Genomic DNA, 21,725 nt, shown 5'->3' with positions numbered 1-21,725 from the left:
AGGAGGCCCGCTTTGCTCTTAGGCATCAAATACGACCGTCTTGCGGCCGTTGAGGATAACGCGATCCTCCAGGTGATAGCTGAGCGCACGGGCAAGCACCCGCCGCTCGATATCCCGCCCTTTGCGGACGAGATCCTCGGGGAAGTCCGCGTGGCTGACCCGCTCCACGTCCTGCGCGATGATCGGACCTTCGTCGAGGTCGCTCGTCACGTAGTGGGCGGTCGCGCCGATCACCTTGACGCCCCGCGCGAAGGCCTGGTGATAAGGCTTGGCGCCCTTGAAGCCGGGAAGGAAGGAATGGTGAATATTGATGCATCGTCCGGCGAGCTTGGCCGCGAGCCCTTCCGACAGCACCTGCATGTAGCGGGCGAGAACGACGACGTCGCTGCGCGTCGATTGCACCAGCTCCCATAGGGCATGTTCCTGTTCGAGCTTGGTGTCCTTCGTCACGGGCATGTAGTGGAAGGGGATGCCGTCGAAATCGTGATGAGCGTAGGTATCGCGCGGATGGTTGGCGACGATGGCCGCGATATCCATCGGCAGCTCCTCAATGCGCCAGCGATAGAGGAGGTCGGCGAGGCAATGGTCGAATTTGGACACGAGAATCATTACACGGCGCCGCGCCGCGGGGTCGCTCATGCGCCAATCCATGCCGAAGCGCTCGGCAATTGCGCGGAAACCATCTTCCAGGGCGGCCTGGCTCGGCTCGGATGACACGCGGTCAAAAACCACACGCATGAAGAACCGGCCAGTTTCGGTGTCGTCGAACTGGTGAGCCTGGTTGATATTGCAACCCGTCTCGAACAGATAGGTCGAAACGGCGGAAACGATGCCGGGGCGGTTGATGCATGACAGGGTCAGCACATGGTTGGCACGAGACATCGGGAACTCCGGCGGCCTTGAACGAACACGTTTTCCTGGTGGAACCGCGTCTTCTGGCAGCCCCGCCGGCTTCATGCCGTCGTCGGGCTGAGAACGCAAGGGCGAGAATACGAGGTCCAGGAATGCCGTCTTGCCCGCGTCGGTCGAGAGCGGCCGTGTGGCGTAATTGTGGCGATTGCTTGTCGCAGGTGTCCGTGAGGTGCTACACCCAGGCCAGCTTCCCAACCCGAAAGGGGGGGGCAGGTGCAAGGCAGCCTTGCAGCTCGCCCTGTCGAATATTACCTGATCTCAATCCCTAGGTGCTGAATGGCCATTCGTCTGCATCGCGGAGATCTTCCGCCCGGTCTTGATTTCGGCGCGTCAGTCGCGGTCGACACGGAGACGCTTGGTCTCAACCCGCACCGCGACCGGCTTTGCGTGGTTCAGCTGTCCCGGGGCGACGGGTCGGCGGAGGTCGTGCAGATTCTCCGTGACGGACCCCCTCCAGAGAACCTGATCAAGCTTCTTGGTGATCCCAAGGTCCTGAAGATCTTCCATTTCGCCCGGTTCGATCTTGCGGTGCTCTTTCATCGGCTTGGGGTCATGCCGGCGCCGGTCTATTGCACGAAGATCGCTTCAAAGCTCACGCGCACCTACACTGATCGTCACGGCCTCAAGGATCTTCTGCGGGAATTGCTCTCTGTTGATATTTCAAAGCAGCAGCAATCCTCCGATTGGGGCGCCGACACATTGACGGAGGCGCAGATCGCCTATGCTGCGTCGGATGTCCTTCATCTCCATGCGCTCAAGGAAAAGCTTGATGCATCCCTCGCTCGTGAGGGGAGAGCTGACATTGCGGCTTCCTGTTTCGATTTCCTCCCGACGCGGGCGCGGCTCGATCTTCTCGGCTGGCCGGACGTTGACATTTTTGCGCATAGCTGAACGACCGGTTGGCTTATAGACACTAAGCGGGTCACAACTTTGCCACGGCTTTCGCTGATTGAAGGACATGGTGACGAGAGGGCCGCGCGGGTTCAGGACACGATGGATCAACCGACCCTGAAGATGAGGCAGCCCCTGGGCGCGCAGAGCAGTAGCAACGCGAAGCGTTCGCAGCGTGGCGGATATGCCGCCGCTGTGAGGCATTCGGCGCGCGTGCGTTTCTTCAAGAAGGCGATTCCCGTCGGCGCGGCGGTCGCCGTGATCCTCGTGCTGATCATCGGCATCTTCGATCCCTTCGGCCGCCTAAGGGGGCTCACGCTCGGCCCGGTGAGCCTGTCTGGTACGAAGATCACCATGGCTGCCCCGAAGCTGCGCGGATACCGCGCGGGATCTCGGCCTTATGAAATGACGGCGGCGTCCGCATCCCAGGATGCGCGCAAGCCTAACATCGTGGAACTCAATGATATCACCGGAAAAGTGACACTGGAGAACAACGGCCAGGCTCATATTGAAGCAACCACGGGCGTCTATGATTCCCAGACCGAGCTTCTGGAACTTGCTGGCCGCGTCAATGTGCGGACCGACACGGGCTACAGCGCCCATCTCACGACGGCATCCGTCGACTTCAAGGGCGGCAAGGTTTCATCGGCGGAGCCGGTGAGGGTTGATATCGATGGAGGCTCGATTAAAGCAGACAAGCTTGATATCGATGACAATGGCAAGCACATCGTTTTCCAGGGGCGGGTGCGCGCCATTATGGAATCTGATAAGGCCCGGTCGACCCCTCCTGCTACCAACAATTGAGAGACGAGCCATGAAGCGTTGCTTCCTATCTCATGTAGGCTTCGCCTTGGCCCTGCCGATCGCGATCGCGGCGGTCGCGCCCGCTGCCCTTGCCCAGAAAGCTGCGCAGCAGCAAGGGCCGAAGAATTCGCCGCTGGGAGGTATCGGTTCCAACAACAAGGAGCCGATCAAGATCGACGCCGATCGCCTGGATATCTTCGATCGGGAGCAACGTGCCAGCTTTTCCGGGAATGTTGTTGCCGTGCAGGGCGATACCACCATGCGGTGCTCGCTCCTGAACGTCTATTACGAGCAAAGCGCGATGGGCGGTGCAACCGGGGCCCAACAGCCGGCGCAACCCGCTGCCCAGCCGGGCGGAGAGAACAGCAACATCCGCAGGCTCGATTGCAAGGGACCCGTGACGGTCGTCTCCAAAGACCAGACGGCGACTGGCGAGAACGCGACCTATGACCGAGGCGACAACAAGGTCATCCTCACTGGGCGCGTCGCTTTGAGCCAGGGGCCCAACGTGCAGCAGTGCGACCGCATCGTCTACAACTTGGACACCAGCATCGCCAATTGTGAATCACGGCCGGGCGGTCGCGTGCAGGGCGTCTTCGTTCCCGGCAGCGCCGAGCCCGGACAGAAGCCGGCCCAAGCGCGTCCGGGCCGCTGAGCGCCAGGGAACGGCCGGGCGTTATAATGGATCAGGTCATGGATCAGCCAGTCGGCGCCAGCTACGCCGCCTCCTCGCAGGCGACTTACGGCGCTCCGTCACCGCCGGAGAGCGAAGGCGCCGTGCAGGGCCGCGTCATGGGAAGCGGCATTCTCTCCGTACATGGGCTCGAGAAGAGTTACCGTGGCCGCACCGTCGTGCAGGACGCGACGCTGCATCTCAGTAATGGCGAGGCGGTCGGGTTGCTCGGGCCAAATGGCGCCGGCAAGACGACGATCTTCTATATGATCACCGGGCTGGTAGGCGCCGACCGTGGCATGATCAGTCTCGATGGCCATGACATCACCCATCTTCCGATGTATCGGCGCGCGCGCCTAGGAATCGGCTATCTCCCGCAGGAAGCCTCGATCTTTCGTGGGTTGAGTGTCGAGGACAACATACGTGCGGTGCTCGAGGCGGTGGAGCCCGACCGCAAGGCGCGTGAACGCAAGCTCGATGAGTTGCTTGAAGAATTCGACATCGCGCGGTTGCGTAAGTCACCGTCCATCGCGTTGTCAGGTGGTGAGCGCCGCCGTTGCGAGATTGCTCGCGCACTCGCCGGCAACCCATCGTTCATGCTTCTCGACGAGCCCTTCGCGGGTATCGACCCCATTGCGGTCGGCGACATTCAGAACCTCGTGCGGCACCTGACCCGGAGGGGTATCGGGGTGCTCATCACGGATCACAATGTCCGCGAGACGCTCGGGCTGATCGATCGCGCCTATATCATCCACTCAGGCCGTGTGCTGACCGAGGGCACGCCGGACGAGATCATCGCCGACCAGGACGTGCGTCGGCTCTATCTTGGCGAAGATTTCCATCTGTAAATTTGTCCTGCCCCGGCGCTCTCGAGCGACCCACGGCACGAGCTGCGCAGTTCATGAGCATTTCGCTGTTTAACCATCATGTTGGATTGCCGGGGGCTGAGGCCCAGCACGCGCATTGCGCCTTTGACGCCGCGCGCGCAACCAGATAGAAATTGAACGCAAGAATTATGCCGATTTCGATCGGGGGTACCTTCCTGCGCGCGAAGCAAACCGTGACGCAGGAGGGGCAGCATCGATCGGCGAGCCGGAGGCATGTTCGCCACGCCGAGGTGGGGCCACTTTAGCGGGATGTGTTCTGGCCGTCGGCTGAGGGTGGTGGGCGTCGGCAATGGCTCTATCTCACAGACTTGAACTGCGCCAAGGGCAATCCTTGGTCATGACGCCACAGCTTTTGCAGGCGATCAAGTTGCTGCAGTTGTCGCATTTCGAACTCATGGCCCATGTGGAGGCGGAGCTCGAGACAAACCCCCTCCTGGAGCGCGGCGGTGATGTTGCTGACGATGGCTTTGATAGACCCGACGAGCGGTCTGCCGATAGCCACGAGCCGGCGACACCCGCATCTTTCGACGCACCTCTTGATCCCACGGATTGGAGTCAGCCCGATGGGGGGCTCCAGCGCGAGACGATCGAGGCCGATTTCGGCACGACATTTGACAATGTCTTCCAGGACGAGACGCCGCCGCGCGCTTCCGAAGCTGTCGGCGGAAGCGAATTGCCTGTGTCATCCTCGCTCTGGAGCGGTGTGGGCGGCGGCGGGCTCGATGACGACATGGATTTCGCCGCGACCCTCGTCGCGGATGAAACTCTTCAGGGTCATCTCGAGGCCCAGCTCGATCTCGCCACAACGGATCCTGTCACCCAGTTGATCGGGCGCTTCCTGATCGATGCCATCGACGAGGCCGGCTATCTTGCCGAGGATCTTGCGGTTATCGCCGATCGTCTGGATGTCAGCAGCGGCCGGGTGGAACTTGTGCTCAAGCTCATTCAGAGCTTTGAGCCCTCCGGGGTGGGAGCTCGAAATCTCGCAGAATGTCTGGCCATCCAACTCAAGGAGAGGGACCGTTTCGATCCAGCCATGGAGGCGCTCATCGCTAATCTGCCGCTGATCGCGCGCCGGGATTTTGCAGGGCTAAAGCGCATCTGTGGGGTGGACGACGAGGATCTCACCGACATGCTGGCGGAGGTCCGGCAGCTTGACCCCAAGCCGGGCCGCGCCTTCGGGTCCACGCCCGTTCAGCCTCTGGTGCCTGATGTCTTCGTGCGGACTGCGCCCGATGGCAGTTGGCTCATCGATCTCAACCCCGAGACTTTGCCCCGGGTGCTCGTTAACCAGAGCTACCACGCCAAAGTGGCGCGCCATGCGCGTAACGATACAGAGAAGGCCTATATCGCTGACTGCCTTCAGAACGCCACCTGGCTGCAGCGCAGCCTTGAGCAGCGGGCCAAGACCATTCTGAAGGTCGCGTCCGAGATCGTGCGGCAGCAGGACGGCTTCTTCGCCTATGGCGCGGAGCATCTGCGGCCCCTCAATCTCAAGACCGTGGCGGATGCGATAGGTTTGCACGAATCCACAGTGTCCCGTGTCACGTCCAACAAGGCGATCGGAACGAGTCGCGGTGTCTTCGCCATGAAATATTTCTTCTCGGCTGCGATCGCTGGCGTGACCGGCGCCGAGAGCCACTCGGCGGAGGCTGTTCGCCACCGCATCAAGCAGATGATCGATCAGGAGACGGCCCGCGACATTCTGTCCGACGACGCCATCGTTCAGAAATTGCGTGATAGTGGCATCGATATTGCGAGGAGGACGGTCGCAAAATACCGCGAATCGCTGCGCATTCCATCTTCGGTCGAGCGGCGCCGGATGCACCAACGGGCGTGACCGGGGAAACCGTGAGCGACCCACCACCTTGGGCGCGTTGACAGATCCCAGGGAGCTTTCTAGGACTTGGCGCTAGAAACTGACGTGAACGGATAATTAAGGCCTACGACGTGATCGCCCCGGCCAGGCAGGGAGGGACAGATGGTTTTGCGGCTTTTCCACGATCAGCATTCAAGGTTCTTTCGCTGCAATTCCAATGCTCTGGCTAATTGTGGAGGCGGTGCTCGCCTTAATCGCGGGATCGCACCGGCCTGTCCCCCTAGCGGCGGGCCTCGCAACATCGTATATCGTCGTGATGAGGAGCTTCGGGGATATCCGCCCAAGCCATGTTTCGAGGGGCAAGCCTGACATCGTATCGGCCGTGAAGGCCGTTTCATAACGATCTCGCGGGGGCGGCCTTTGCCGCACGTACTCAAGACGATGGCTCTGATCGACATCATATCTCCGAACGCTGTTTTGCCCTCTCTCAAGGTGAACGGCAAAAAGCAGGCACTCCAGGAGGTCGCCAGCCAGGCTGCCCGACTTCTGAATCTCGACGATCGCGAGATCTTTGAGGCGCTGCTGCAGCGCGAGCGCCTGGGATCGACCGGCATTGGCGACGGCATCGCCATTCCGCACGGCAAGCTGGCCCGCGTCGACAAGTTGTTCGGGCTCATGGCCAGGCTTGAGCGTCCTATCGATTTCGAGGCGCTTGATGGCCAACCGGTCGACATCATCTTCCTGTTGCTGGCACCCGAGACCGCGGGCGCGGATCATCTCAAAGCGCTCGCCCGGATCGCTCGGCTGTTGCGCGAGCCTGGTCTGGTCGACAGCATCCGGGCTACCCGGGACGCCTCGGCACTTTATGCGCTGATCACCCAGAGCGCGGTTTCGCACCCCGCGTAGCTCCACCTGGAGAGGGTCATTCATGTATTTCTATCAGCCGTCCAAGGGGCACGGCTTGCCGCATGATCCCTTCAACGCCATCATCGGCCCGCGCCCGATCGGCTGGATCTCGTCCCGTGCGAGCGACGGCGTGCTGAATCTCGCTCCTTACAGCTTTTTCAACGCCTTCAATTACAGGCCCCCGATCATCGGCTTTGCCAGCACGGGTTGGAAGGACAGCGTACGCAATATCACGGAGACGGGGGAATTCGTCTGGAACCTGGCAACGAGGCCTCTGGCGCAGGCGATGAACGTCACTTCGACGACCCTGCCGCCGGCCGTGGATGAATTCGCGCTGGCGGGGCTAACGCCAGCACCGAGCCAAATGGTCGGTGTGCCGCGCGTCGCGGAAAGCCCTGTCGCCATGGAATGCATCAAGATCGACATCATTCGCCTCAAATCCGCTGCGGGAGAGCCTGTCGACAGTTGGCTGACACTCGGCGAGGTCGTAGGCGTCCACATTGACGAGGCGCTTCTCAAAGACGGCATTTACGATACCGCGGCCGCGCTCCCCATCCTGCGTGCCGGAGGCGTGGGTGGCTATGCGCAAATCTCGCCTGAAGTGATGTTCGAGATGGTGAGACCCGACGCGCGGCGGTAAGACACCGACTCTCGGAGTTCTCCAAGCCGATTTATGTTTGCATCCGGGGCTGTTACAAGCATGGCCGCTCCCTCCTATAGGGCGAATTGCCAAGCTGCACGAGGCCACGCGGATGCTGGACGATCAGGCGCTTTTCATCACCCAGCTTGTGACGCTATGGGCCGTGCTCGATCCGGTAAGCCACTTGCCACTTTTCATGGGGGCGACGACAAGTCTGACCGACGGCGAGAAACGCCGAGCGGCTTCCATCGCCGTGCTGCTGGCCTTCGTCATTCTCGCGATCTTCGGCTTTTGCGGACAGTTTCTGCTCCATGCCATGGGCATCTCACTGCTTTCCTTTCAGATCGCGGGCGGCATGGTCCTGTTCCTGTTCGCCGTGTCCATGGTGCTCGGCGAATCCAAACACATGCCGCCCTCGGTACCGACCGGCGAGAAGGTGATGGAGGTTGCCGTCTATCCGCTCGCCACGCCGATCATCGCAGGCCCGGGCGCGATGCTCACCATCGTTCTCCTGATGGACAACAATCGCTACTCGCCAACAGAACAGATCATCACCTTCGCGGCGCTGGCGACCGTGCTCGTCGGGCTTCTCACGATCTTCCTGCTTGGTGGTATCCTGACGAAGCTGCTTGGCACCGGCCTGACAAACCTGCTGCGACGAACGATGGGACTTGTCCTGGCGGCCCTTGCGGTCAATCTCGTGCTCAGCGCGGCGGCGACCTGGCTGAAATTGCCAGAGATCTAGATCATGTCGTCCAAAGATCGTGCCCGTCCTGCCCGCTCCCCTTATGATTGTCGCTGATGCTTCCCTGGATCACCCTCGACACGGCCAAGATACCGGATGCCAGCATGGCTGGAGGAGACGGGGAACTGCGCCTCAAGCAGAGGGGGCAGGAATTCTCCATCATGCTCGGCACGAACGAGCTGATGAACAGTCGCCTGAGTGGTTCTGAAGAGGCCTTGGCAAGGCTTGGTTGTGCGCCGATTGCCAGCCGTTCCAAGCCCCATGTTCTTATCGGCGGGCTCGGCATGGGCTTCACTCTGCGGGCGGCGCTCACGGCACTCGGTACGGACGCGCGCATCACGGTCGCAGAACTCGTGCCGGCCGTGGTCTCTTGGGCGCGGGGGCCAATGGCCGGCCTTTTCGCCGGCTCGCTGGAGGACGCGCGCGTGACCATACGAGAGGACGACGTCGCACAGGTGATGCGAGAGCGCGGAGCGGCCTTCGACGCCATCCTGCTCGATGTGGACAACGGTCCGGAAGGCCTGACGTCGGAAGCCAATGACAACCTCTATTCGACAAGGGGCCTCGGCATAGCCCGCGCAGCGCTTCGCCCGGGCGGCATTCTGGCGGTGTGGTCAGCCGCGCCTGACTCTGCTTTCGCGCAGCGATTGAGGCGAGTGGGCTTTGCGGTCGAGGAGGCGCGGGTGCGGGCCGACAGGGGACGCTCCGGCGCGCGCCATGTGATCTGGGTGGCTGCCAAGGATGGTGGTGGGGCTGCGCCGCGGCCACGGTCTCGCTGAGCGGTCCCGTGGAGACAGCGCTCTATCTGCCGGTCAAGAGGTTCCTCGAGGGGCTCGGTTTTTCCGTCAAAGGCGAGATCGGCGGCTGCGACATCGTCGCTCTCAGGGAGGGCGAGGCGCCGCTCGTCGTCATCGGCGAAATGAAGTTGAGCTTCAATCTGGAGCTCGTTCTGCAGGCGGTCGACCGGGCGACGGCCTGTGACGAGGTGTGGCTTGCGGCTCGGCTCTCCGCGCGGGGGAAGGGGCGCGAGAGCGATGCCCGCTTCCGTCAGCTCTGCCGGCGGCTTGGCTTCGGGATGCTTGGCGTGTCTGCAGATGGCGCGGTCAGCGTCCTCGTGAGCCCGGAGGACCCCATGCCGCGCAAGAACTCGCGCCGGCGTTCGCGTCTTGTGACGGAGCATCGCAAGCGTGTTGGCGATCCGGCTTTGGGAGGCGGTTCCCGCGCGCCGATCATGACCGCCTATCGTCAGCAGGCGCTCGCCTGCGCGGCCGCACTCGCGCGGGGGGCGCTCAGGCCGCGGGACTTGCGGCCCTTCGCGCCGGATGCTGCTAAAATCTTGCAACGTAACGTCTATGGCTGGTTCGTCCGCGCAGAGCGCGGCATCTATTCGCTCACCGAGGCGGGTCAGGAGGCGCTTGTGCGGTGGCCCCAAGGCAACGCAAGCTCAGAGCGCGGCGCGGATGCGCTTCCCAGCGCTGAGGCTCACTCCACGACGACCTTGTAGGTTTCGCCCGAAGTCAAAGAGGTTGACGGATCAAGGCCATTCAGGACGCGGAAGCGTTCCACGCGGCCATTGGCGATAGCCATGCCGGCTGCCAGCGTGTCCGGCGTGTCACCAGGGTTGGCTTTGGCAAGGGCGATATGCAGCGGCTTCACCGCGTTGATCTCGCCATCAGAGAGCCGGCGCAGGCTGTTCAAGGTTCCGCTGAATGCCGGCCCGCTTGCATTGTCCCGGTCTCGCGACGCCAGAACGAGGCGATAAATCGAGCTTTCGATTCGGACGGCGGCGAGATGGAAGCGCCAGCCGTTGCTTTCAGCGGTGGCGGTGGCCGCGGGCAGTCCATTCACGGTCAGGGACTGGATGCTCGCTGGATCGACCTTCTCGATCCAGCCAGACCGTAGAAACTCTTCGAGCGAACTGATATCGCCGCCCTCCACCGCGTCGAGCCGGAAAGCGGACTCCCCATTGCGCGAGACGCCCAAGACAGCCTGAGCCGTGTTGTCGATGGAAAAGTTTTCGGGGGCAGTAAAGGTGATGCCGAGCCGTGGGTGGATGAAGGCGCGGCCGCGCACGACGCCATCAGCCGGGTCGTCCCCATAGGCGATGCCGTTGATGGCCGCGAGGTATTCCGCGCGGTGCCGCTCGCCGAGGCCTGGCGCCGCGATGCTGCGCGCGGTAGAGAGCGCCTGCGCGACACGTTCCGGCGTGCTGGGGTGCGTGGCCAGGAAGTTCGAGGTCTGCGGCTGCCGTCCGCTTGAGTTGCGGCCGAGAGAGGCGAGAAATCTCGCGGACCCATACGGATCGTAACCCGCGCGCGCCATCGTCCGGATGCCGATACGGTCCGCTTCCAGCTCCTGCGCGCGGGAGAAGCCCGCGATGGTCCGTTCCGATTGATTGCTGACCGTCTCGCTCTCGCTCGGGTTGTTGAGCACTTCGGAGACCACGCGGCTCACCAGGGCCGACTTTTCGGCAAGCTCCGCGCGGGCGCTCGCATGTTTTGCCGTGACGTGGGCAATCTCATGCGCGAGTACGCCGGCCACTTCAGAGTCGTCGTTGGCGAGAGCAAGGAGACCACGCGTCACATAGATATTGCCCGTCGGCAGAGCGAAGGCGTTGACCGTTGGTGAATTCAGGAGGGTGACACGATATCCCTGGCTCGGCGTATCTGTGGCGGCCACCAGCTTGGCGACTATGGTTTTAAGCCGCGCTTCCGCCGCCGGCCAGCGGTATGACCCACCAAGTGAGGCAACTAGGCGCTGATGTTCACGGTCGACGGCGCGCTCGACCCCCGTGACCCGGGGGGCGGCCGGTGGCAGGGGAACGGACGCAGGAAGCTTGCTGGTTTCCGTCGCGCAACTCGCTAGGAAAATGACACCAAGCATCGCGCAGGCGCTACGCAGCGTCGCCCCGCTCCTGCTATTGCGTCCCAGTTCGGGCGATCGTCCGCCAGCCAGGATCGCCAGCCTCGTTCGTTTCGTCACGCCACACGCGCTCATTCAGTCCCGATGACCTCGATTTGTTCCGGCGTCAATACGTCGATCAATGGCCCTCGGCCTGCCTCCACCATGCCGCGTACCCGGATCCGGCGTCCATCGAGTTCGGCGAACCGTAATCCGGCAGCAGCAAATTTTGCCCGATTCTTCTTCCAGATGGTAACTGTGAAATCCCGCGTCCACTGCGATCCGAAATTCAGATAGGTAACATGCTCCCTTTCCCGGACGCTCACGATTATGCCCTCAATCACGGCGAAGTCGCCAGCCTTCGCGAGAATGGCTTCCGGTTCGCTCGCCGCCAGCACGGCGGCAGCGTCCTCCCATTGCCCCCGGCGGTCTGCGCGCGCCTTGTCCTCGCGTGCGAGCAACGCCTTCATGCATGGTCGTGACAGCGGTGTGACCGCGGCATCGGGGGCGGCGCGGGCCAAGCCAGCATCGACAAGCCATTGGGCCACGGTGTAGGCGGGTTCGGCGCCCAAGTCCATGCTCATTTCCGCCGTCGTTTTCGCCTTTCGCGACCCAGCCTCGCCGGAGACGGAACGTGAGGCGCTTTGCGCTCCGGCCAACGATTTCGGCAGCAGAATGTCGGCTGACAGCCGCCCCCACCGATCCGCCGCCGGCTGCAGGACATGGAAATGCACTTCCGATCCGAGAAGGGCGCCGAGTTCCGGGCGTGGAACGGCATTGTCAGCTGGGCCTGGCGCAAGAAGGATGCCGGCAAGGGTGAGCAGCCGCCCATCAGCCAGGCGCAGATCTCCGTTGCCCTCGATGCCCACAACGAGGCCTTCATTGGTCCCTTGAGGCGCCAGGCATGTCGCGCTGCCACGCGTGGATTTCCGTTCGCGCGCCCCTGCATCGGGCGCGGCGAGGGCGACGGCGGCCAGGAGGGTGAGGCCGGTAGGGACGAGGACCTGCGCGAGGGCAGATGGAGCGAGCATGTGCGGATCGTTCAACAACGGCCGAGGAGTTTACGCAGAGCTAAGCCATAAACCAAGGCGGCACAGCAGCGTGTTTTCAGTTTCCCCTCTTGAACATGAAGGGCACCTTGGGTCATATGGTTCGCGTGAACGCCCCCCGGGGTGCGCTCGCATCGGCATCTCGGCTGTCGAGATTGTCCCGGTAGCTCAGCAGGATAGAGCAACGGTTTCCTAAACCGTAGGTCAGGGGTTCGAATCCCTTCCGGGACGCCATGTCCTCGCTAGGATGATCTAAATCGGCCGGAACATATTGGAACAAACGGCTTGGACCATCCCATGTTCGGGAGCTCTGGCTTCGTGTGCTGATGCGAGGACGCTGGCAACATGAACCGAATCGGTCGCCGATAGCGTGGTGCCCGGCGAATTGCTGCTTCTACAGTACTGCCGTTATGGTTCGCCTCGATGGATCGATCTTGCTCGATCTGCGTTGGCGCGCAAACCGGCCAACGTCATCCAAAGCCATCATGCTGTGGGAATCCTTGCGGCCATGCTTCGCGTTATAGGGCAGGGGATGCTAAGGGCGATGGGCGAAGGGGTGCCTGATGAAGGTCAACATCGACATGGGTGCCGCGGCCGGCGGCGCCGTGGCGGATCTCGATCTCGAAGAGCTGCTCGCGACCCGCTTGCTGGTGCAAGGCAACTCCGGGTCCGGCAAGTCGCATCTGCTGCGCCGCCTGCTGGAACAGAGCGCCCCTTGGGTTCAGCAGTGCATTATCGATCCTGAAGGCGACTTCGTTACGCTGGCGGAAAAATTCGGTCACCAGGTGGTTGATGCCGCTCGCACCGAGGCGGAACTCGCGCGCATCGCCAGCCGGGTGCGCCAGCACCGCGTTTCGGTCGTGCTCAACCTCGAGGGGCTCGACATCGAACAGCAGATGCGTGCCGCGGCAGCCTTCCTCGGGGGCATGTTCGATACCGAGCGAGACTATTGGTACCCCGTGCTGGTGGTGGTCGACGAGGCGCAGCTTTTCGCTCCCGCCGTGGCAGGCGAGGTCTCGGACGAGGCACGCAAGCTCTCGCTGGGGGCAATGACCAATCTGATGTGCCGTGGCCGCAAGCGAGGGCTGGCCGGTGTTATCGCCACACAGCGCCTGGCCAAGCTCGCGAAGAATGTCGCGGCGGAAGCTTCCAACTTCTTGATGGGGCGCACCTTCCTGGACATCGACATGGCGCGTGCCTCCGATCTCCTCGGAATGGAGCGCCGCCAGGCTGAAATGTTCCGCGATCTGACGCGCGGACGTTTTATCGCATTGGGGCCAGCCCTGTCGCGCCGCCCGCTGGCGATCACCATAGGTCCCGTTGAGACCTCGGCGCGTTCGGCCAGTCCGAAGCTCATGCCTCTGCCCGACGCGCCGGAGGATGTCCGCGACCTCATCTTCACGCCAGGTCCCGAGGAAGCCTGCCCGGTTGTAAGAAGGCCACCCCCGAAGCCGATTCCGACAGCTGATATTCTCACCCAGCTGTCGCGACCAAGGCCATCGCCCGAACCGCCAGCCGAGCCGGTTTTCGCGATCATCGACGAGGCCGAGCGCGAGGCCGGTATCGACACGGTGTTGCGCGAGATCCTGGAAGACCCCGATGCGGCGTTCCGTTCCGACGCCGTGCTCTATCAGGATTTTCTGGTGCGCAGTCGCATTCGCCGGGTGCCCGGAGAGCCGCTGCTGCTGCCGGCTTTCCGCCGGCGGCTGGCAGTCGCGCGCGCCGGTGTTGATGAAAGCGCCGGTGGTGAAGCCTGGACCATGGCGCTGTCGCTTTCCGAAGGGCTGCCCGACGATCTCCAGGGGATGTTCCTGATGATCGCCCGTGCTGCGACAAACAAGGATCCCTGTCCGTCCGATGCGACTTTGGCGCGCGCCTATGGCAGCCACTCGCCGCGCCGGGTCCGCCGCTTGCTCACCTATTTCGAGGAGCGCGGGTTGCTCGTCACCCGCATGGATTTTCACGGGCGGCGTGTGCTCGCCTTCCCGGATCTTGGCTGTGAAACGGCCCCCGGGGATCCTGACGGGCCGGACGAGGTGCATCGCGACGCCGCGGAGTAACGCCATGGCGGGCTTTACTCCACCTTGCGTTTTGCAAAGCGGTCGCGACAAGATACGCGGTCAGGCTCGTCCGCGAAATGTCCCGAATATACGAACTAATCGTCTCGGCGAATGTTGTTCTGTTAAAGTAATTACACGATCGTTTCATGCGAGACGTGGCTTCAGCTAATAGTATAGGCGTAGTTTGAAATTTTACGTTGCGAAGTCAAAGAAATATTCTGTCAACGCCATTGCGGTTGCGTAGTCCATACCCGCTGTGTAATCGTGCTGCGACAGTCGAAGTGATTGGCACGACAGGCAGAGTGGGGCGCGCCGCATGGTCAGTATCGTCGATGTTGCTCGACACGCACGGGTGTCACAGGCAACGGTATCGCGTGTGCTGAGCCAGAAGGTATTCGTCACAGAGGAAACGCGCTTAAAGGTCATGTCAGCGATCGAGGAACTGGGCTATCTGCCGAGTTCACTCGGTAAGGCTCTGCGGACGGGTTACCTTGATTCCGTCGCGTTTCTCGTCAGTGACATCGAGCAGGGCTGGTATTCGGCGCTGGCCAAGCATCTGCAGCGGGCGTTGCAGGAGCGTGGCCTGGATATGTTGCTGTTCGATCTGAGCCATAGTGAGGCTCGGTTGGTGCAGATGCTGGAACGCAGCAATTCCCTCCGACTTCGCGGGGTGATATTGGCGACGAGCGATACCTTTGACTTTGGATCGATCCAGCCGATTGCCGCACAATTGAAGGACGGCAATATTCCTATCGTATCGATCGGGCAAAAACTGGATCATATCGGAATCAGCTCCGTCCTTCACGACGAGGTCGACGCAGGGATACAGGGCGTCATGCATTTTGTCGCGCGGGGCCGTACCCGTATCGCCTATCTCAACCGCATATCGCTTTCGGTTGCTGGTCGCCGCCGCTACGACGGTTATCGCGCAGGACTTGAGAAAGCGGGCATTACGTTCGACAAAGCATTGCTCTGGGAGAGCCCCCTCTTTCGCTTTGAAGGCGGTTACGCGATGGTGGCGCAGGCCCTCGAGGCGGGGCTGCAGTTCGATGCGATCCTAGCCGGAACGGATGAATTGGCGATCGGGGCTTTGTCGGCGATCGATGATTTTGGTCGCGATGTCCCAGGTGATATTGCCGTCATGGGATTCGGCGGGCTAGACGTTGGTAAATATTCGAAGCCAAAGTTGACGACTTTAGCCGGGAATCCGATTGCGGTTGCCCAAGAGATGGTAGCAATGCTCTTTTCGGATGCTGTCAGCTGTGTCTCGTTTAAACGCGAGCTCATTGTGAGAGCGACGAGCTAAAAGCCTGCCTCCAGCCGGAGCGGTATCAATGCATACGCGCTCCGTTGAGCCGGGTGTAACGTCAGAACACATGCGCCTGGTGGAATGTCGATGAATCCGGGCGTCAGCGTGGCGGGCCGTGCCGCCGCACACGCTGATGCCCGCCGCGCTCCTATGCAGCCTCCCATCGCGCGAATCCAGCTTCCAGATCCGCGATGATGTCGTCAGGCGATTCAAGTCCCACATGGATCCGCATCGTTTGCCCCTCCGGCGACCAGGGGCGCAGGCTCCGGCTCTTCTCGGGCCATGTCGGGATCAAGAGGCTCTCGAAGCCGCCCCAGCTGCCACCCATTCCAAGCAACCGTAGCCCATCGAAGAAGGGCGCGAGCCGGGCCGGGTGCTTGTCGCGGAGAACGAAGCCGAAGAGGCCGGAGGCGCCGGTGAAGTCCCGCTGCCAAAGGCTGTGCCCGGGATCGGTCGGCAAGGCCGGGTACATCACGCGCGAGATCAGGTGCTGGCTTTCGAGCCAGCGCGCTACGGTCATTGCATTGGCGTGGTGGCGGTCAAGTCGAACGGACAGGGTTCTCAACCCGCGCAGCGCGAGATAGGCATCGTCGCCCCCCACACAATAGCCGTAACGGCGCGAGAAATCGGTGAGCTTGGCAAGGGTTTTGCCGGAAGCGGCGACAGCCCCCATCATGATGTCAGAGTGCCCGCCGATGTATTTGGTCGCGGCCTGCACGGCGATGTCCACGCCGATACTGAGAGGACGGTGGAAGTATCCCGTGGCCCAGGTATTGTCGATTGCCGTGGGAATACCATGGCGTTGCGCGACTGCGACGATTGCCCTGGTGTCCTGCATTTCAAATGTCTGTGAGGCAGGTGTTTCCAGCCAGATAAGACGAGTCTGGTCGGAGATTTTCTCGCTCAAGTCCTCGGCTGCGAGAGAGTTATAGTAAACGGCTTTCGCCCCGTATTGGAGAAGCGGTCCGGCGCAGAACTTCTTGACGGGTTCATAGACGGCGTCCGGCACGAGGATCTCAGCGCCCGGCGTTACGTAAGCTGAGAGCACCAACGCAATCGCGGCTACGCCGGAAGGCGCGAGCAAGGCGCCTTCCGCGCCTTCGAGTTCGGCGAGCGCCACCTCCAGGGCTTGCGTCGTTGGCGTTCCGCGCCGGCCGTAGACAACGGGAGCCGAGAGCCGCGCTTCATAGGCCGCGTAGGTTGGAGACAGAATGGTCGATGCGTGATAGACGGGCGGGTTAACGGCGCCGAAATGCTGATCCGCCGAGCGTCCCGCGTGGAGCAGGCGCGTCTCGAGGTCGTGATCGGAGGCGCTGCTCATCGGCGATGTCCTTCTTTGCTGTGCTCTGACGCGTCCTCGCCCCATGGCAGTTCGCCGCGGGCGACGGGGCGATCCGGATCGCCGCTCCAGGCGGACCAGGAGCCCGGAAACAATGCAGCCCTGATCCCGATTGACGTGAGGACGGCAATCTGATGGGCAGCCGAGACACCGCCGCCACAATACACACCGAGGGGCCGGCTTCCATCGACTCCGAACGCAGCGAAGCGTTGGCGAAGCGCTGCCGTAGGGAGCGTCAAGCCACGCGCGTCCAGGTTGTCGGGGGTCGGGGCGTTGATCGCGCCGGGGATATGGCCGCGTGGCGGCTGACCGGGAGGCGTGGGCCCGCCGCGATAGTTCTCGGTCCCGCGCGAGTCGAGCAGGATGGCCTCAATGGCCATCTGCGCTGCTTCATCGGCGGTGATGGTCGGTAGGCCTCCGCCCGTCAGCCGCGCCGTGCCGGGAGCGGGAGAGGTCGGCGTTTCCTTTGTCACGATATAGCCCGCCGCGATCCAGGCATCGAGCCCACCGTCGAGAAGCCGGACCGCGGGAAGGCCTCCCCATTTGAGGGTCCACCAGCCACGTCCGGCCTGGAGGCATGTGTGGTCGTCATAGACGACGACTTCGCTGTCGGCGTGGATCCCCCATGCCGTGACACGCTTCTGCAGGTCGGCGAGTTCTGGCAGGGGCCTGTTTCCCCTCGTCCCGCCGGGCTCGCCGGCCAGCTCATGCTGCAGGTCGACATAGATCGCGCCGGGAATATGCCCTTCCTCATAGGCGAAGCGCCGGTCGTGTTGGGCATGGCGAAAGCGGATATCGAGCAGTACAGGCGGTGTACCGGCCGCGATCTTCGCGTGCAGTTCGTCGGCTGAGATGAACACCGCGCTGCGCAATTCACTGTCAGTCATGTGAGCATGCCGAAAATTAAGAGGTCGGGACTGCCGGATCACAATGCCGGCGGGGATGATCGCCGCGAAAGCTCGCGTCGCCGTATCTCAGTCGCAGCCACATCAGCTTCGCCGTTATCCCCGATGACGACCCCGTAGAGCGCCTCAGCCTGCGCGCGCGAGACCAGTTCGTCGCGCACGTCGGCCGCGACCTGTTCCGGCGCACGCGACAACGGATCATGGTAGCCACCGCCACCGGGCATCTCGACGATCAGCCGGTCGCCGGGATCGATCTGGTGATAGCCCTTTCCGGGAAGATCGCGGCCTGACGCCAGCCTCAGCGTTCCCTGAGCTCCCGGCAAGCCGCCGTCGCGGCCGCGAGCGGGGAATTTCATGCGATCAAACGAGGTAACGACCGCAAACGGAACGGGCTCGGTGCATGTCACCTCCATGACCTGTCCCAGCCCGCCGCGCTGCCGGCCGGCGCCCCCGGAGTCCATTCGCAGCTCCTTGCGACGGATGACCACAGGCGCGTAGGTTTCCGTCAGCTCGACGGGAATGTTTCTAACCCCGCTCGGAAATGCGGTGGCGGAGAGCCCATCCTGGCCAAAGCGAGCGCCCGTGCCGCCGCTATGGAAGCTTGCAACATTGAAACGGCGCGCGTCACGCAGGAGATGAGGGTCTGCCTTGACACGCCCGAGCCCGCCGGTGAAGCGCATGCTCCAGAGCCGCGCAGAGCCCTCCGCCATGACCTTGTCCGGAATGACCTGCGCCAGGCAGCCGAACACGAGATCGGGCAGCATCTGTCCGATGAGCGCGCGGGACTGCACTGGCGCGGGATGTGGGGCATTCAGCATCGTGCCTTCTGGGATATGCACGCGGATCACCCCAAGTGATCCGGCGTTGTTCGGCACGTCTGGCGCTATGGCGCATCGCAAGCCGAAGCAAGTGTAAGCTTCAGCATAGCAATATGGAACGTTATACCCAAGTTGAGCGAGGCCGGGGCAGTCGAAGTACTCTATGTCGATGCCGTCAGGCCTGATATGAAGCCTTGCCTTCAGTGTGATAGGCTGGTCAATCCCGTCGATCTCCATCGCACTTTCGTAGGTGCCGGCGGGCAGGGCTCGTATCCGCGCCAGGCTAGCCTCGCGCGAGCGGTCCAGGATATAGGCGGCGAGGTCGTCGAGTGTCTCTAACGCAAATTCATCCATCATCTGGGCGAGCTTGCGGCATCCGACTTCGTTGGCTGTGACCTCCGAGTAGATGTCTCCCACCACCTGCACGGGCTCGCGCACATTGGCCCGTACGATGTCGAGGACGGTCTCGCTGATCCGCCCGCCCTCTGCGAGCCGGACGATCGGCAGGCACAATCCTTCCTCATAGACCTGCCGTGACGCGCCGCCACCGGTTCCGCCGATGTCTACCACGTGCAATGTGCAGGCGAAGAAGCCGACGAGAGCGTCGCGGCGGAATGCGGGTGTCACGACGACCACGTCGTTGAGATGCCCGGTGCCCAGCCACGGATCATTCGTGATGAACACATCGCCCGGACGCATCGTCTCCGCGGGGAACTTTCTCAGGACATGGCCCACGGTTTTCGCCATGGAATTCACGTGACCGGGCGTACCGGTCACCGCCTGCGCGATGAGGTTCCCCCGCACGTCATAGACGCCCGCAGATAGATCGCCGGCTTCCCGCGTCGCAGTTCCGAAGGCTGTCCGGATCAGGGCCTGCGCCTCCTCCTCGACCACGGCAATGAGGCGGCTCCACATAATCTGGTAGTCGATAACGTCGATCATGGTGCGCTCATGGTCCCTTTGCGGTCAGCCGGATGGCGCCGGTCGCGTCTATCGTTGCGGTGAAGTGCCGCGTTACCACGGTGGTCGTTTCGTCTTCCACGACAAGGGCTGGGCCGGAAAGGGTTGCGCCGGCACGGAGGGCAGCGCGGTGATAGACAGGAATGTCCGCCACGCTTCTCGTCGTGGGATCAAAGAACGTTCTGCGCTCGTTCGGGGTTGCGGAGAAGTGCTCGAACGACGGGGCTTCGACCGGTCTAAAGTTGCTGGGGCGGGCGGCCTGGACTCGAACGGCGAAATCGACGAACTCGATGTCGTGGTCCGGGATGACATGGCCGAAAAGGCCGCGATAGCGTTCCTCGAATCCCTCGCGCAGCTCCAAGAGCGAGGCTGCAGTCAAAGGCCGATCGGGCAGGACCACATCGATCTCATGCCCCTGGCCAGCATAGCGCATATGAGCTATCGCCGTCTCGGCCGTCTCGGCTCCCGGGGCGCCCATGACCACCACTTTTCGCGCTTCCTCGGACATTTCAGCGAGCATGGCTTCAAGAGCCGCCGGATCGCTCTGTGAAAGGCGCCCGACATGGCTACGCACGACTTCGAAGCCGATCGGCGCGCGCAGGAAGCCAATCGCCGAGCCCACGCCCGCGTGAACAGGGATGATGACCTCCGCGATGCCCAGCTTTTCCGCCAGGCGCGCAGCATGAAGCGGCGCGCTTCCTCCGAAGGCGATCAGACTGCGATGCTCCAACTGTGCGCCGCTTTCAACGGCATGTCGGCGCGCCGCATTGGCCATGTTCTCTTCGACGATTTCGCCAATCCCGTGACTCGCGTGGTGCGCATCGAGCGAAAGAGGGGCGCCGACCTTGTCCGCCATGACATGGGAAGCGGCATCCCTGTCGAGCTTCATCCGACCGCCTGCGAAGCCGCGCGGATCAATTTTCCCGAGGATCAGATTGGCATCGGTGACCGTCGGGGCGCTGCCGCCCCTGCCATAACACACCGGCCCTGGCGTGGACCCTGCGCTCTCCGGCCCGACCGATAATCGGTTCAGATCATCGACCGCCGCGATCGAGCCCCCGCCGGCGCCGATTTCCACCATATCGATCACGGGAATGCGCAGCGGGAGCCCGCTGCCTTTCATGTAGTGATAGCGCCGGTCGACTTCGAAACGGCGCGAAACCTGGGGGACGCCTTGGTCTATCAGGCAGATCTTGGCCGTCGTGCCTCCCATGTCGAAAGACAGGATATCACTCAGTTCCATGTCCTCTGCAACGCCTGCAGCCAGGATCGCTCCTCCCGCCGGGCCGGATTCGACCAGCCTGATCGGATGAGCGCAGGCCGACGCGATGGTCGTCAATCCGCCGCCGGAGGTCATCAGCAGGATCGGGCAATTGAACCCGCGCTCGGCGATCTGTTCTTGAAGGCCCATCAGGTAGGTGCGCATGAGCGGCTGAACATAGGCATTCGCCGTCGCTGTCGTGAAGCGCTCATATTCTCGTATTTCCGGGCACACTTCCGATGACAGCGTGACTGCGAGCTCGGGAAGACGAGACAACAGGAGCTGGCGGGCCCGGCGTTCGTGGCTCGGGTTGGCGTAGCTGTGCAGGAAGCCGATCGCGATGCTCTCGACGCCGCGCCGCTTGAGGATTTCAGCAGTGGCCAGCACGGCGTCTTCATCGAGCGGCGTGTCGATCGCGCCGCCGGCCAGAATCCGCTCAGACACCGTAAACCGCAAGGCGCGCGGCACGAGAGGTGGCGCCTTCTCGATGAACAGGTCGTATTGAGAGAACCGATCCTCGTAGCCGATCTCGATGCTGTCGCGAAAACCGTCCGTCGTCAGCAGGGCCGTGACGGCGCCCTTGCGCTCGATCAGAGCGTTGGTCGCGAGGGTTGTCCCATGGAGAAACAACGCCAGCTCATGGGGCTTCACGCCTGCCTGCGCCAGCGTCTCCTCGACGCCGAGCAGGACGCCACGTTCGGGCGCTGCGATATCCGTGAGGACCTTGCCGGTGGTGCGGCCTTGCGCGGTCTCGACAACAATGTCCGTGAACGTGCCGCCTACGTCCACCGAGACAACGGCGGTCGCGCCGCCATCTAAAGTCAATGTGCTCATGGGGTCTAGTTG

Annotated in this window: 19 protein-coding genes and 1 tRNA gene; 13 read left to right on the top strand and 7 right to left on the bottom strand. The window is 62.6% G+C overall.

The window, feature by feature from the left end:
- Positions 1-18: 18 nt before the first annotated feature.
- Positions 19-882: a formyltetrahydrofolate deformylase gene (gene purU, locus KIO76_RS05535; protein ID WP_213321845.1), complete on the bottom strand. Its 864-nt coding sequence runs from the start codon at positions 880-882 to the stop codon at positions 19-21.
- Positions 883-1,188: 306 nt separating this feature from the next.
- Here purU and KIO76_RS05530 point away from each other — a divergent pair, with 306 nt between their 5' ends.
- The 10 genes from KIO76_RS05530 (at position 1,189) to KIO76_RS05485 (ending at position 9,781) form a co-directional block, all read left to right on the top strand.
- Complete coding sequence (locus tag KIO76_RS05530) at positions 1,189-1,803, top strand: ribonuclease D (RefSeq protein ID WP_213321844.1); 615 nt, start codon at positions 1,189-1,191, stop codon at positions 1,801-1,803.
- Between the two features lie 102 nt (positions 1,804-1,905).
- Entirely contained in the window at positions 1,906-2,607 is a 702-nt protein-coding gene (gene lptC, locus KIO76_RS05525; protein WP_213321843.1) for an LPS export ABC transporter periplasmic protein LptC, read from the top strand.
- Between the two features lie 10 nt (positions 2,608-2,617).
- Positions 2,618-3,262 (top strand): LptA/OstA family protein, encoded by a 645-nt coding sequence (locus KIO76_RS05520; protein WP_213321842.1) that lies wholly within the window; start codon positions 2,618-2,620, stop codon positions 3,260-3,262.
- A 38-nt stretch (positions 3,263-3,300) separates the two neighbouring features.
- Positions 3,301-4,128, top strand: coding sequence for an LPS export ABC transporter ATP-binding protein (gene lptB / locus KIO76_RS05515; protein ID WP_502761836.1), 828 nt, complete (start codon positions 3,301-3,303; stop codon positions 4,126-4,128).
- Positions 4,129-4,456: 328 nt separating this feature from the next.
- A complete protein-coding gene (rpoN, locus tag KIO76_RS05510; protein WP_213321840.1) occupies positions 4,457-6,007 on the top strand; it encodes an RNA polymerase factor sigma-54 in 1,551 nt (516 codons plus the stop codon).
- A gap of 420 nt (positions 6,008-6,427) precedes the next feature.
- Complete coding sequence (ptsN, locus tag KIO76_RS05505) at positions 6,428-6,892, top strand: PTS IIA-like nitrogen regulatory protein PtsN (protein WP_213325043.1); 465 nt, start codon at positions 6,428-6,430, stop codon at positions 6,890-6,892.
- 22 nt (positions 6,893-6,914) lie between these two features.
- The gene (locus KIO76_RS05500) at positions 6,915-7,532 is read left to right on the top strand and encodes a flavin reductase family protein (protein WP_213321839.1); all 618 of its coding nucleotides are present in this window, start codon (positions 6,915-6,917) and stop codon (positions 7,530-7,532) included.
- A 112-nt stretch (positions 7,533-7,644) separates the two neighbouring features.
- Positions 7,645-8,277, top strand: coding sequence for a MarC family protein (locus KIO76_RS05495; protein WP_213321838.1), 633 nt, complete (start codon positions 7,645-7,647; stop codon positions 8,275-8,277).
- 56 nt (positions 8,278-8,333) lie between these two features.
- The gene (locus KIO76_RS05490; protein WP_213321837.1) at positions 8,334-9,056 is read left to right on the top strand and encodes a spermidine synthase; all 723 of its coding nucleotides are present in this window, start codon (positions 8,334-8,336) and stop codon (positions 9,054-9,056) included.
- 8 nt (positions 9,057-9,064) lie between these two features.
- Positions 9,065-9,781: a DUF2161 domain-containing phosphodiesterase gene (locus KIO76_RS05485; RefSeq protein ID WP_213321836.1), complete on the top strand. Its 717-nt coding sequence runs from the start codon at positions 9,065-9,067 to the stop codon at positions 9,779-9,781.
- On the opposite strand, the gene KIO76_RS05480 is transcribed toward KIO76_RS05485, so the two are convergent.
- On the bottom strand, positions 9,760-11,259 hold the full coding sequence (locus KIO76_RS05480; protein WP_291975731.1) for a M48 family metalloprotease: 1,500 nt from the start codon (positions 11,257-11,259) through the stop codon (positions 9,760-9,762). The two genes, KIO76_RS05485 and KIO76_RS05480, sit on opposite strands and share 22 nt — an antisense overlap.
- An 11-nt stretch (positions 11,260-11,270) precedes the next feature.
- Positions 11,271-12,209 (bottom strand): hypothetical protein, encoded by a 939-nt coding sequence (locus KIO76_RS05475; protein ID WP_213321835.1) that lies wholly within the window; start codon positions 12,207-12,209, stop codon positions 11,271-11,273.
- Positions 12,210-12,384: 175 nt separating this feature from the next.
- On the opposite strand from KIO76_RS05475, the gene KIO76_RS05470 reads away from it, so the two are divergent.
- From KIO76_RS05470 to KIO76_RS05460, 3 genes are all read left to right on the top strand, one after another.
- Positions 12,385-12,461: transfer RNA gene (locus tag KIO76_RS05470), tRNA-Arg, on the top strand.
- A 329-nt stretch (positions 12,462-12,790) separates the two neighbouring features.
- Positions 12,791-14,287 carry a helicase HerA domain-containing protein gene (locus KIO76_RS05465; RefSeq protein ID WP_213321834.1) on the top strand — a complete coding sequence of 499 codons (1,497 nt, stop codon included), beginning with the start codon at positions 12,791-12,793 and terminating at the stop codon, positions 14,285-14,287.
- A gap of 316 nt (positions 14,288-14,603) precedes the next feature.
- Positions 14,604-15,593 (top strand): LacI family DNA-binding transcriptional regulator, encoded by a 990-nt coding sequence (locus KIO76_RS05460; RefSeq protein ID WP_213321833.1) that lies wholly within the window; start codon positions 14,604-14,606, stop codon positions 15,591-15,593.
- Between the two features lie 151 nt (positions 15,594-15,744).
- Here the strand turns inward: KIO76_RS05460 and metC are convergent, their stop codons facing one another.
- Genes metC through KIO76_RS05440 form a run of 4 tightly spaced genes read right to left on the bottom strand, consistent with a single transcriptional unit; the run spans position 15,745 to position 21,713 of the window.
- Complete coding sequence (gene metC, locus KIO76_RS05455; protein WP_213321832.1) at positions 15,745-16,917, bottom strand: cystathionine beta-lyase; 1,173 nt, start codon at positions 16,915-16,917, stop codon at positions 15,745-15,747.
- The gene (locus tag KIO76_RS05450; RefSeq protein WP_213321831.1) at positions 16,914-17,822 is read right to left on the bottom strand and encodes a sulfurtransferase; all 909 of its coding nucleotides are present in this window, start codon (positions 17,820-17,822) and stop codon (positions 16,914-16,916) included. The genes metC and KIO76_RS05450 overlap by 4 nt, the downstream gene beginning before the upstream one ends.
- 38 nt (positions 17,823-17,860) lie before the next feature.
- A complete protein-coding gene (locus KIO76_RS05445; RefSeq protein WP_213321830.1) occupies positions 17,861-19,600 on the bottom strand; it encodes a hydantoinase B/oxoprolinase family protein in 1,740 nt (579 codons plus the stop codon).
- 7 nt (positions 19,601-19,607) lie between these two features.
- Positions 19,608-21,713 carry a hydantoinase/oxoprolinase family protein gene (locus KIO76_RS05440; RefSeq protein WP_213321829.1) on the bottom strand — a complete coding sequence of 702 codons (2,106 nt, stop codon included), beginning with the start codon at positions 21,711-21,713 and terminating at the stop codon, positions 19,608-19,610.
- Positions 21,714-21,725 lie beyond the last annotated feature (12 nt).

This window comes from Chelatococcus sp. YT9 (assembly GCF_018398315.1).
Taxonomy (GTDB): domain Bacteria; phylum Pseudomonadota; class Alphaproteobacteria; order Rhizobiales; family Beijerinckiaceae; genus Chelatococcus.
Note: the sequence above shows the minus strand (reverse complement) of the source record. Positions and strands in the feature narration are given on the sequence as shown.

Coding starts and splice junctions, on each gene's coding strand:
- KIO76_RS05500 (WP_213321839.1), top strand. CDS start 6,915: ATGTATTTCTATCAGCCGTCCAAGGGGCACGGCTTGCCGCATGATCCC.
- KIO76_RS05465 (WP_213321834.1), top strand. CDS start 12,791: ATGAAGGTCAACATCGACATGGGTGCCGCGGCCGGCGGCGCCGTGGCG.
- KIO76_RS05520 (WP_213321842.1), top strand. CDS start 2,618: ATGAAGCGTTGCTTCCTATCTCATGTAGGCTTCGCCTTGGCCCTGCCG.
- KIO76_RS05445 (WP_213321830.1), bottom strand. CDS start 19,600: ATGATCGACGTTATCGACTACCAGATTATGTGGAGCCGCCTCATTGCC.
- lptC (WP_213321843.1), top strand. CDS start 1,906: ATGGATCAACCGACCCTGAAGATGAGGCAGCCCCTGGGCGCGCAGAGC.
- KIO76_RS05440 (WP_213321829.1), bottom strand. CDS start 21,713: ATGAGCACATTGACTTTAGATGGCGGCGCGACCGCCGTTGTCTCGGTG.
- purU (WP_213321845.1), bottom strand. CDS start 882: ATGTCTCGTGCCAACCATGTGCTGACCCTGTCATGCATCAACCGCCCC.
- ptsN (WP_213325043.1), top strand. CDS start 6,428: ATGGCTCTGATCGACATCATATCTCCGAACGCTGTTTTGCCCTCTCTC.
- KIO76_RS05460 (WP_213321833.1), top strand. CDS start 14,604: ATGGTCAGTATCGTCGATGTTGCTCGACACGCACGGGTGTCACAGGCA.
- KIO76_RS05450 (WP_213321831.1), bottom strand. CDS start 17,822: ATGACTGACAGTGAATTGCGCAGCGCGGTGTTCATCTCAGCCGACGAA.
- rpoN (WP_213321840.1), top strand. CDS start 4,457: ATGGCTCTATCTCACAGACTTGAACTGCGCCAAGGGCAATCCTTGGTC.
- KIO76_RS05490 (WP_213321837.1), top strand. CDS start 8,334: ATGCTTCCCTGGATCACCCTCGACACGGCCAAGATACCGGATGCCAGC.
- lptB (WP_502761836.1), top strand. CDS start 3,301: ATGGATCAGCCAGTCGGCGCCAGCTACGCCGCCTCCTCGCAGGCGACT.
- KIO76_RS05530 (WP_213321844.1), top strand. CDS start 1,189: ATGGCCATTCGTCTGCATCGCGGAGATCTTCCGCCCGGTCTTGATTTC.
- KIO76_RS05475 (WP_213321835.1), bottom strand. CDS start 12,209: ATGCTCGCTCCATCTGCCCTCGCGCAGGTCCTCGTCCCTACCGGCCTC.
- KIO76_RS05495 (WP_213321838.1), top strand. CDS start 7,645: ATGCTGGACGATCAGGCGCTTTTCATCACCCAGCTTGTGACGCTATGG.
- metC (WP_213321832.1), bottom strand. CDS start 16,917: ATGAGCAGCGCCTCCGATCACGACCTCGAGACGCGCCTGCTCCACGCG.